The sequence below is a fragment of the Mesorhizobium sp. M7A.F.Ca.US.014.04.1.1 genome, from assembly GCF_003998745.1.
GTDB lineage: Bacteria > Pseudomonadota > Alphaproteobacteria > Rhizobiales > Rhizobiaceae > Mesorhizobium > Mesorhizobium ciceri.
Genome location: NZ_RZRW01000180.1, coordinates 1 through 10,048 on the forward strand (window position 1 = coordinate 1; position 10,048 = coordinate 10,048).

10 protein-coding genes are annotated in these 10,048 nt (G+C 64.7%); 2 read left to right on the plus strand and 8 right to left on the minus strand.

Features of this window, described 5'->3' with window-relative positions; all coding sequences use genetic code 11:
- Nucleotides 1-88 precede the first annotated feature (88 nt).
- Together EOA22_RS14305 and EOA22_RS14310 are read left to right on the plus strand one after the other, a co-directional pair.
- Nucleotides 89-1,627, plus strand: coding sequence for a sugar ABC transporter ATP-binding protein (locus EOA22_RS14305; RefSeq protein ID WP_127390041.1), 1,539 nt, complete (start codon nucleotides 89-91; stop codon nucleotides 1,625-1,627).
- 53 nt (nucleotides 1,628-1,680) lie between these two features.
- Nucleotides 1,681-2,676 carry an ABC transporter permease gene (locus EOA22_RS14310; protein WP_027161057.1) on the plus strand — a complete coding sequence of 332 codons (996 nt, stop codon included), beginning with the start codon at nucleotides 1,681-1,683 and terminating at the stop codon, nucleotides 2,674-2,676.
- A gap of 5 nt (nucleotides 2,677-2,681) precedes the next feature.
- Here the strand turns inward: EOA22_RS14310 and phnN are convergent, their stop codons facing one another.
- The 8 genes from phnN to EOA22_RS14350 all read right to left on the minus strand — a co-directional run.
- The gene (gene phnN / locus EOA22_RS14315; protein WP_024502021.1) at nucleotides 2,682-3,311 is read right to left on the minus strand and encodes a phosphonate metabolism protein/1,5-bisphosphokinase (PRPP-forming) PhnN; all 630 of its coding nucleotides are present in this window, start codon (nucleotides 3,309-3,311) and stop codon (nucleotides 2,682-2,684) included.
- On the minus strand, nucleotides 3,308-4,459 hold the full coding sequence (locus EOA22_RS14320) for an alpha-D-ribose 1-methylphosphonate 5-triphosphate diphosphatase (RefSeq protein ID WP_063169766.1): 1,152 nt from the start codon (nucleotides 4,457-4,459) through the stop codon (nucleotides 3,308-3,310). Before EOA22_RS14320 ends, phnN begins: the two co-directional genes overlap by 4 nt.
- Before the next feature lie 13 nt (nucleotides 4,460-4,472).
- Entirely contained in the window at nucleotides 4,473-5,180 is a 708-nt protein-coding gene (locus EOA22_RS14325; protein ID WP_027161055.1) for a DUF1045 domain-containing protein, read from the minus strand.
- A 153-nt stretch (nucleotides 5,181-5,333) separates the two neighbouring features.
- Nucleotides 5,334-6,146 (minus strand): 5-deoxy-glucuronate isomerase, encoded by an 813-nt coding sequence (gene iolB / locus EOA22_RS14330; RefSeq protein ID WP_063169767.1) that lies wholly within the window; start codon nucleotides 6,144-6,146, stop codon nucleotides 5,334-5,336.
- Nucleotides 6,147-6,296: 150 nt separating this feature from the next.
- Nucleotides 6,297-6,515 (minus strand): hypothetical protein, encoded by a 219-nt coding sequence (locus tag EOA22_RS14335; protein ID WP_027161053.1) that lies wholly within the window; start codon nucleotides 6,513-6,515, stop codon nucleotides 6,297-6,299.
- 58 nt (nucleotides 6,516-6,573) lie between these two features.
- On the minus strand, nucleotides 6,574-7,491 hold the full coding sequence (gene iolE, locus EOA22_RS14340) for a myo-inosose-2 dehydratase (protein ID WP_127390039.1): 918 nt from the start codon (nucleotides 7,489-7,491) through the stop codon (nucleotides 6,574-6,576).
- A gap of 114 nt (nucleotides 7,492-7,605) precedes the next feature.
- Nucleotides 7,606-9,456 (minus strand): 3D-(3,5/4)-trihydroxycyclohexane-1,2-dione acylhydrolase (decyclizing), encoded by a 1,851-nt coding sequence (gene iolD, locus EOA22_RS14345; RefSeq protein WP_063169769.1) that lies wholly within the window; start codon nucleotides 9,454-9,456, stop codon nucleotides 7,606-7,608.
- A 34-nt stretch (nucleotides 9,457-9,490) separates the two neighbouring features.
- The coding region (locus tag EOA22_RS14350; protein ID WP_127390040.1) for a DUF2090 domain-containing protein at nucleotides 9,491-10,048 on the minus strand (558 nt) is incomplete at its 5' end.

A 10,048-nucleotide genomic window follows, 5' to 3' on the forward strand; every position in this document is an offset into this window, starting at 1 on the left:
TGGGCCGGCTGCTCGCATTCACGAAACGCGCGCGGATCGTCAGTCTGAAGATGGACCAAAAACGGCCCGCCGGCTGCTGTCAGGCATGATGAACTATTCCGACACATCCATCGCAGCAACTACGCCGTTCCTCAGCCTCGAGAACGTGCGCAAGACCTATCCGGGCGTCGTCGCGCTCGACGGCTTCTCCATGGAGGTCAGGCCGGGCGAGGTCATCGGCCTTGTCGGCGAAAACGGCGCCGGCAAATCGACGTTGATGAAGATCCTCGGCGGCGTCACCAGGCCCGACAGCGGCACGATCACCGTCGACGGCACCGCGCATGACAGGCTCTCCGTCGAAGCCAGCCTGGGATCGGGCATCGCCTTCGTCCACCAGGAACTCAATTTGTTCGAAAATCTGGACGTCGCCGCCAACATCTTCTTCGGCCGCGAACCTTTGCGCGCCGGGCCGCTCAAGCTCGTCGACCGCGCCAAGCTGCGCACCATGGTGGCGCCGCTTTTGAAGCGCGTCGGCGCCAATTTTTCCGCCGACACGCCGGTCGCGACCCTGTCGCTGGCGCAGCAGCAGATGGTCGAGATCGCCAAGGCGCTGTCGATCGAGGCGCGGCTGGTCATCCTCGACGAGCCGACATCCAGCCTGCCGCTCGCCGAGACCGACAAATTGCTCGACGTCATCAAGGCGCTGAAGGCCGACGGCATCAGCGTCATCTTCATCTCGCACCGCCTGCACGAGGTCGAACGCGTAGCCGACCGCGTCGTGGTGCTGCGCGACGGCATGCTGGCCGGCACCTTGCCGAAGAGCGATATCGGCCACGACCAGATGGTCAAGCTGATGATCGGCCGCATGCTGAAGGAGCGCGAGAAGGCCTCGGAAGCGGCGCGTGCGCCCGGCGCCGTAGCACTTGCGGCCAAGGCCATCCGCACCCCTGCCTATCCCGGCCGCCCGGTCGATCTCGACGTCAGGCGCGGCGAAATCCTCGGCCTCGCCGGTCTTGTCGGTTCCGGCCGCACCGAGCTGGCGCGGGTGTTCTTCGGCATCGATTCGAAGCTCGGCGGCGCGCTGGAACTCGACGGCAAGCCGCTTGCGCTGGCTTCCGCGGCCGACGCCGTCGCGCACGGCATCTTCCTGGTTCCGGAAGACCGCAAGCTGACCGGTATCCTGCTCGACCTGTCGATCGCTCAGAACATTTCGCTGCCAAATCTGCCCGCGCATGCGCGCCGCTCCCTGGTGTCCTCAAGCGCCGAGACCTCCACCGCCGAGAAGCAGAAGAAAGACCTCGGCATCAAGGCGCCTTCGGTGCAGACGCGCACCGGCACGCTGTCGGGCGGCAATCAGCAGAAGGTCGTGCTCGGCAAGTGGCTGGCCATGAACCCCAATGTGATGATCCTCGACGAGCCGACGCGCGGCATCGACATCGGCGCCAAGGCGGAAATCTACGGCCTGATGCGCGCATTGGCCGATGCCGGCGTCGCCGTGCTGATGATCTCGTCGGACATGGAAGAGGTGATCGGCGTGTCCGACCGCATCGCCGTCATGCATGAGGGCCAAATCTTCGGCATTCTCGACAAGGACCGGTTCAGCCAGGAAAACGTGCTGCTGCTGGCGGTGGGCAAGCAGCCGAAGTAGTTTTGCCGGGGTCTCGCGCAAGCGCGATCTGCTCAGGCATTGGGGAGAAGACGATGAGCAAGAAAGATCTCGGCCTGCTGATCCTGATCCTGGTGGTCGGGGCGATCGTTGCGATCATCAATCCGCGCTTCCTGCTGCCGATCAACCTCGCCAACACCTCGAACCTGATCGGTCTGTTCGGCATCCTGTCGATCGGCCAGGCCTTCGTCATCATCACCGGCGGCATCGAATTGTCGGTCGGCTCGGTGGTCGCGCTGCTTGGAACGCTGTTCATCGACTTCATCGCCGTGCGCGAGGTGGGCTGGCCGCTGGCCTTCGTGCTGATCCTGTTCCTCGGCGCCATCATAGGCCTGGTGCATGGCTGGCTGATCACAAGGCTCAAGCTGCAGCCTTTCGTCGTCACTTTGTGCGGCCTGTTGATCTACCGCGGTGTCGCCCGCTTCTACACCGCCGACGGCACGGCGGGTTTTGCGTTCGGCCAGAATTTTCCCGAGCTCGAATTCCTGACGGCCGGACGCTCCTATGGCGTGCCGAACAGTTTCATCGCGCTGATCGTTATTTCGATCGTCATGTGGGTGGTGCTGCATCGCTCGGTGTTCGGCCGCTATCTCTACGCCATCGGCAAGAACGAGGAGGCGGCGAAATATTCGGGCATCCGCACCGGCCGTGTCGTCATCGCCGCCTATGTCATCTGCGGTGTGCTGACGGCGCTGTCGGCGATCTATTTCGCCATGTACACGCGCTCGATCTCGCCGGCCAGCCACGGCCAGTTCTACGAACTCTACGCCATCGCCGCCGCCGTGCTCGGCGGCTTCTCGCTGCGCGGCGGCGAAGGCTCGCTGATCGGCGTCATCCTCGGCACGGTGCTGCTGCAGGAGCTGCAGAATCTCGTCAACCTGCTCGGCATCCCGTCCTCGCTCAACTTCGCGGTGATGGGCGGCGTCATCCTCATCGGCGTGCTGGTCGACCAGCAATGGGGCGTGTTCCGGGAACGGCGGCTGATGGTCGACGCCACCCGCAAGGGCGTGGCGGGCCAGGCTGCGGAATAGCTAGCCTAGATCAGGCCCGACATGTCGGAAAAGGCCATCGCCTTGCGCAGCACCTCGGCGAAGCGTTCGCCGGCGGCTTCGCGCGGGCCGCTGTTGTCGATCGAGGTGACGCCGGGCCCGGACAGAGTGACATTGGCGCTGCGTGCCAGCCGCGCCAGCACTTCGCCGCGGGACTCCCGGCCGCGCATCGCCAGACGCTCGGCCAGCACTTCAGGCGAGGCAGTGATCTCGACGACGGCCAGGTTGGCATAGCGTTCGCGCAAGGAGGGGATGATCGCGCGCGACACATTGGCGACAGCGACACGGCCATTGGCGACAGACCAGTCGACATCGGCGGGGATGCCGTAGCGCAAGCCGTGTGCTTCCCAGGAAATGGCGAAGGCGCCATCGGCTTCGGCTTCGGCGAAGGCAGCGTCGGCCAGCGTGTCGTGATCCTCGCTTGCGGCATCGCTCGGCCTGGTGATGACCCGGCGGACGAACTCCAGCCGCGTTTCGTCGGCAAAATGGTTGCGGGCGTAGCCGATCACCGTGTCCTTGCCGGCGCCGCTTGGGCCGACGACGGCGACGAAAACGCCATCGCGGATCGGAAACGTCTCGGCCGAAAGTTCCCGCTCGATCAGTGCCGACACCATCATGCCACCCGGCGTCCCTGCCGCCACACGGTGCGCACGACCGGAACATGGTCGTCGACGCGCACCCGCACCAGATCGGCGCGGCGGCCCTGCTCGATGACGCCGCGGTCGGTCAGTCCAACCGCATCGGCCGGGTTTTTCGAGACCATGGCGACGGCCTGCGGCAGGGAAATGCCTTCGACGACATCGCCGAGGAAGAACGCCGACTGGATCAGGCTGAAGGGAATGTAGTCGGACGACAAGATGTCGAGCAGGCCGTCGCTGGCCAGCGTACGGGCCGAGACATTGCCCGAATGCGAGGCGCCGCGCATGACGTTTGGCGCGCCCATCAGCACACCCATCCCGGCCTCTTTCGAGGCCCTTGCGGCCTCTTCCGTGGTCGGGAATTCGGCAACCCGCACGCCCTGCTCGATCGCTTCGTCGACATGGCCCGATGTGGCGTCGTCGTGGCTGGCCAGCACGATGCCGCGCTCCTGGCAGGCGGCGGCGATCACCGCCCGGTTCGGCGCCGAATTGCGCGCCGATTCGGCCATCCGTTTTTCGCAGAACACCTTGAAGTCGCGATCGGTCAGCTTCAGCTTGCGCTGGTAATAGTAGGCATAGGTTTCGAGATTGACGAACTGGCGCTGGCCTGGCGCATGATCCATCAGCGATGCCAGCTTAACCCGCTCGTCGCCGTCGAAATTGGCGAAAGCCCTGAGGCAGTCGGGTGCCGAAACCTCGCAGCGCAGGTGGATGAAATGGTCGGCGCGCAGACGGTCCTGCTTCACACTGTCCTCGATCGCGTCGGCCAGCTTGCGGATGTCGGCCGATGTCAGGTCGGCGTCTTCGTCCATGCCGACGCGCAAGGCGTCCAGCACGGTGGTGATGCCGGCGGTTGCCACCTGCGCGTCATGGGCGAGCACGGCGGCGATCGGATTCCAGCGCACCTTGGGCCGCGGCGCGTAATGGCCTTCGAGATGGTCGGTGTGCAACTCGACCAGCCCGGGAATAATATAGTCGCCGCCCATATCCTCGCCGATGCGGCCAGAGCCAAGGCTTGCGCCGGCTTCGATGCCGGCGATAAAGCCGTCGCGCAGCACCAGCGAACCTTCGACGATCTCGTCGGCAAGCACGATGCGGGCATTGTGGAGAACAGTCTCGGCGGTCATTTCAGGCAGTCCTTCAGGCGGTTTTTCTGGCCGGGCGGCGCCCGAGCGCGTGATGCGAGAGCACCATGAACGGCGCACCCGGTTCGGTTTCGACAAACAAGGTCAGCGCATCCACCAGCACCTTCTGTTGCAGCACTTCCGCGAACAGGCTGTCGATCGCTGCGCGCAAACGCGGGCTCTCCTGTGACCCCGCCCGGCCGGAGAGCGTCATGTGGAAGCGAAAGGTTTCGAAGACATAGGGGTAGCCCCATTGGCAGAGATTGCGGAACTCGGCCGGCTTCAGCGAATCCGGGCTGCGCCGCTCGATTTCCGCCTCGCTCAGCGGTGCGCGAAACCGGTCGAAGTCGCGCACCACGTCATCGGCGAACCGGTTGAGCGCAGGCACTGGCCCTTCCGGCACCAGTGCGAAGAAGCCGTCGATCTGGCTGACCACGAGACGGGGAATGGTCACCACCGGCGTCACCTCGGCAAAAAGGTCGAGTGCGGCGCGCAGCGAGACTTCCGTCTCGTTGGCAGCCAGGCGGAACGGTGCTTTCAGCGTCGCATGGAAACCATAGCGGCGCGCCGAAGCGGTGTGGAAAGCCACTTCCGCCGCCGACAGGTCGGCCACCGCTTCGACCGGCCTCGTGGCGGCGCCAAACGGGTCGCGGCCCAGCCAGTCGGCGGCGATCCGCGCCAGTGGCTCGTCCTGCCGGGGAGTGAAATAGAGGGCGTAGCGCATGGAAAGTCCTTGTCAGCTTCGCTGCCATAGGTGATTTCCATGACGAATTGACGAAGCCTTGCTGGCTTTCAGGTAACAAAACGCTGCGGCGGGGTCATTAGCCGACGATTTTTTCGTGCTGGACCAGGGGGCGAGTGCTCACGCAGCGACCGATCAGGCCTTCATCAGCCATTCATGCTCGGGCGCATTGTGGAACTTCCACGTCCGCTTCGGTCCTGCCATGACGTTGAGATAATAGAGGTCGTAGCCATGGCAGGCGGCGCAGGGGTGATAACCCCTGGGTACCAGCACGACATCGCCATCCTCGATCGCCATTGCTTCGTCGAGCGCGCGATGGCCGTTCTTGTCGGCGTCGGTGTAGACGCGCTGGAAGGCAAAGCCCTGCGGCGGGTTGAGGCGGTGATAGTAAGTTTCCTCGAGGTAGGATTCAGCGGGCAGATTGTCCTGGTCGTGCTTGTGCGGCGGATAGCTCGACGTATGCCCCCCGGGCGTGATGACCTCGACCACCAGCAGCGAATCGGCCGGCTTGCCCTCCGGCAGGATGTTGGTGACATAGCGCGTGTTGGTGCCCTTGCCGCGCACCTCCTGGCCGAGATCGTCCGGTCCGATGACGCGAACCGGCAGGCCGCCGCCAAGGCCCGGCGCCGAGCAGACCGCGACTTCCAGTTCGGTGTCCGCGGTCACCGACCAGTCCGAACCCTCAGGCACGTAGACCGACCACGGCTTGCCCTCGAAGGGCGACATGCGCTCGCCGAGCAGGCCGAGCTCCTTGCCGCCGGCTGAAGCCTTGCCCTTGCCGGTGACGAACACCAGGCAGACTTCGCGATCCTCCGTCTTGCCGAAGGCGCTCTCGCCCGGCTTCAGCCGATGCAGGTCGAAACCGACATAGGTCCAGCCCGCGCTTTTCGGCGTCACATGGGCGACGCGACCGTGGCCCTTGTCGGCTTTGACGAGCAGCTTCGACATTTTTGTCTCTCCTATCGAAATCTTCGAGATCGGCCGAAGCCTCTCTAACTTCGTCATCCTAGGGCCTAGCAGGAGCGAAGCTCCGTCGCGGAGACCCTCGGATGACGAAGTTAGAAGCACTGGAAGCTAACCGCCGACGCATGCGATCAGTCACTCCTTCGGCTCGGGCCCGACCGGAGGCCTCGCCTCGTCAGCAGGCTTGTAGAGATAAAAAAACTGCCAGACGGCGTAGCCGGCGAAGCCGAGCGCGATCATGCCCCAGAACGGCGTGCCGGTGGCGAACTCGATGATCGACCAGATGACGCAGACCGCGACGACGGCGACACGCCGCCACAAAGGCCGGAAGAAGGGGTGTTCGGAATCTTTCATCGGGCCAATCTACAGCAATCGGCCTCGCCGGGAACCCGTCGCACCAGCCATTGGGAAACTAGACATTTGGAAAGCCTTGCGTCTCGACCGTGTATCCGGCCGCCGTCATGACGCGCATCAATTCCTTGTAGCCCACTTGCGCCATCCTGAGCGGCGGGTTCTTCTTCGGGTCCTGCTCGGCCTCGACCACGAACCAGCCCTCATAGCCATGGTCGGCGAAGCGCTGCACGATGGCGCCGAAGTCCAGCGAACCGTCGCCCGGCACGGTGAAGGCGCCGAGCGCCACCGCGTCGAGGAAGGACTGCTTCGTGCGGTCGAGCTTTTCGATCACCCCCATGCGGACGTCCTTCACATGCACATGGCTGATCCGGGTATGGTGGTTGTCGATGGCGCGCAGCACGTCGCCGCCGGCGAATGCCAGATGGCCTGCATCGAGCAGCAGCGGAATGCCGGCTCCGGAATAGCGCATGAAGGCATCGAGTTCCGGCTCGGTCTCGACCACCGCCGCCATATGGTGGTGGTAGGACAGCGGCATGCCTTGTTCGGCGCACCATTCGCCAAATTCGGTCAGGCGCTTCGCATAGGCTTTCATCTCGTCGTCCGACAGCTTCGGCTTGGTCGCCAGCGGCTTCGAGCGGTCGCGCTGGATCGAACGGCCAACCTCGCCATAGACGATGCAAGGCGCGTTCACCGCCTTGAACAGGTCGATCATCGGCTGGATGCGATCCTTGTTGTCGGCCATCTCCCCATCGACCAGCGTGCCCGAGAACCAGCCGCCGCACAGCGTGACGTCGGCGGCCTTCAGGATCGGCAGCATGATTTCGGGGTCATTGGGAAAACGCCGGCCCATCTCCATGCCGGTGAAGCCGGCCGAGCGCGACTGGCGCAGACATTCTTCCAGCGACACGTCATCGCTGAGCTCCGCAAGATCGTCGTTCCACCACGCAATGGGGGACATGCCCAGTTTGGCTTTCAAGTCGTCACTCCGGTCCTAAAACAGTTTCTTGCTCGTTGGCGCCGCCCCTCATCTGCCTGCCGGCATCTTCTCCCCGTGTAGAGACGGGGAGAAGGAGGAGCTTCGGCGCCTATATCAATCGCCGATGGTCTGCATCTGCCGCTTTTCATCATACGCCTTGCGCGCCGCGTTGACCTGCGGCCGCACTGACACTTCCGGCACCGCCACATCCCACCAGTGACCGCCGGCATCGGTGGAAACCAGGGGGCCGGTGTCGATGACGAGCACCGTGGTGCGCGTATTCTTCCTGGCTTGTGCCAGCGCGTTTTCCAGCCCGGCGATCGACGGCACTTTCTCGGCAATCGCCCCCATGCTCGCCGCATGCGCGGCGAAGTCGATGTCGGGCAGAACCTCGTGGCGCGAGTCCTTCAGCAGATTGTTGAAGTTGGCGCCGCCGGTCGCCATCTGCAGCCGGTTGATGCAGCCGTAACCGCGGTTGTCGAGCAGCACGATGGTCAGCTTGAGGCCGAGCATCACCGAGGTGGCGATCTCCGAATTCATCATCAGGTAGGAGCCGTCGCCGATCATGACGACGATCTCCTCGCCGGGCTTCGCCATCTTGGCGCCGAGCCCGCCGGCAATCTCATAGCCCATGGTCGAGAAGCCGTATTCGCCATGGTACGAGCCGGGCGCGCCCGCCTGCCAAAGCTTGTGCAATTCGCCCGGCAACCCGCCGGAGGCATTCAGCAGCGTCACACCGGAGCCCATGGCGCGCTGCACCGCGCCGATCACCTGCGCATCGGACGGATAGGCGGCATTGGTCGACGCCGTCACCTTGGCCGCCTCGACCGCCCAGGCCTTCTTGCCGGACGACGCATTGTCGGTCCAGCTTGCCGGCGCCTTCCAGTCCTTCAGCGCAGCACCGAGTTCCGCCAGGCCCTCGGCCGCATCGGCCACCAGCGGCAGGGCGCGGTGCTTGCCGGCATCGAAGGGCTGCACGTTGAGTCCGATGATGGTCTTGCCCGAATTCTTGAACAGCGCCCACGAACCGGTGGTGAAATCCTGCAGGCGCGTGCCGATGGCCAGCACGACATCGGCTTCCTCAGCCAGCCGGTTGGCGGCAGAAGTGCCGGTGACGCCGACCGCCGCCATGTTGAGCGGGTGGTTGTCCGGCAGCGAGGATTTGCCGCCTTGCGTCTCACAGACCGGGATGCCGCCGCTCTCGGCGAATTTCGCCAGTTCGTCCGACGCCTGCGAATAGAGGACGCCACCGCCGGCGATCACCAACGGCTTTTTTGCACCCTTGAGCGCGGCGACCGCGGCCGCCAGTTCCTGGCGATCCGGGCGCGGCCGGCGCTGGTGCCAGACCCGCTCCGCGAAAAAACTCTCGGGATAGTCATAGGCCTCGGCCTGGACGTCCTGGCAGAGCGACAGCGTCACCGGGCCGCATTCGGCCGGATCGGTCAGCACGGCCATGGCACGGCTCAGCGCAGGAATGATCTGCTCCGGCCGGGTGATGCGGTCGAAATAGCGCGAAACCGGACGGAAGCAGTCGTTGACCGTCGCCGTGCCGTCGGAAAAATCCTCGGCCTGCTGCAGCACCGGGTCGGGGATGCGGTTGGCGAAGACATCGCCTGGCAAAAACAGGACGGGCAACCTGTTTACATGGGCGAGCGCCGCCGCCGTCACCATGTTGAGCGCGCCGGGGCCGATCGAAGAGGTCGCGGCCATGAAGCGGCGGCGGAAATTGGCCTTGGCGTAGGCGATTGCCGCATGCGCCATCGCCTGTTCGTTGTGGGCGCGAAAGGTCGGCAGTTCGTCGCGCACCTGATAGAGCGCCTCGCCGATGCCGGCGACATTGCCGTGGCCGAAGATCGCCCAGACGCCGCCGAAGATCGGGACTTTGCTACCGTCGATCTCAGTCATCTGGCGCGACAGGAAGCGGGTCAGCGCCTGCGCCATCGTCAGGCGGATTGTCTTGCTCATGGTGTTTTCCTCCGCAGTCCTATTCCGCGCCTTCTTATGCCGCCTTGCGGCCGCGCGCGGCAAGCCACGCATCCGTCAACTGTTCGAAGCGCTGCGCCATGTCGGCGATCGCCTCGTCATCCGACATCCTGCCGGCCAGCCATTGTTCGGCCGCATGGACGAAGATGGTGCGGCCGACGGCAAAACCCTTGACGATGGGTGCCTTGGCGGTGGCGGCGAACGCCGCTTCCAGCTCGTCCTGCGGCGCTTCCAGGCCCAGCAGCACGACGCCGCGGCACCAGGGGTCGTGCTTCAGGATCACGGCCTCGATCTTCGCCCAGGCGCCGCTCGACGCCTGCGGCTCGAGCTTCCACCAGTCCGGCTTGATGCCGAGCGCATAGAGTTCCTCCAGCGCGCGCGGGATCGTCGTGTCGTCGAGCTTGCCATGCTTGCCGGCAATGATCTCGATGAGAAGTTCCCTGCCGACCTTCCGCGCCGCTTCGAACAGCGCGCGCAACTTCTGCTGCTGTTCGTCCTTGAGCGCCGCCGGATCGTCGGGATGATAGAAGCACAGGCATTTGATGCAATGGTCGACCGGCCACTCGGTGAGCTG

Excerpts from the sequence above, each read along its gene's own strand:
- EOA22_RS14305 (WP_127390041.1), top strand. The coding sequence starts at position 89 with ATGAACTATTCCGACACATCCATCGCAGCAACTACGCCGTTCCTCAGC.
- EOA22_RS14310 (WP_027161057.1), top strand. The coding sequence starts at position 1,681 with ATGAGCAAGAAAGATCTCGGCCTGCTGATCCTGATCCTGGTGGTCGGG.
- phnN (WP_024502021.1), bottom strand. The coding sequence starts at position 3,311 with ATGATGGTGTCGGCACTGATCGAGCGGGAACTTTCGGCCGAGACGTTT.
- EOA22_RS14320 (WP_063169766.1), bottom strand. The coding sequence starts at position 4,459 with ATGACCGCCGAGACTGTTCTCCACAATGCCCGCATCGTGCTTGCCGAC.
- EOA22_RS14325 (WP_027161055.1), bottom strand. The coding sequence starts at position 5,180 with ATGCGCTACGCCCTCTATTTCACTCCCCGGCAGGACGAGCCACTGGCG.
- iolB (WP_063169767.1), bottom strand. The coding sequence starts at position 6,146 with ATGTCGAAGCTGCTCGTCAAAGCCGACAAGGGCCACGGTCGCGTCGCC.
- EOA22_RS14335 (WP_027161053.1), bottom strand. The coding sequence starts at position 6,515 with ATGAAAGATTCCGAACACCCCTTCTTCCGGCCTTTGTGGCGGCGTGTC.
- iolD (WP_063169769.1), bottom strand. The coding sequence starts at position 9,456 with ATGAGCAAGACAATCCGCCTGACGATGGCGCAGGCGCTGACCCGCTTC.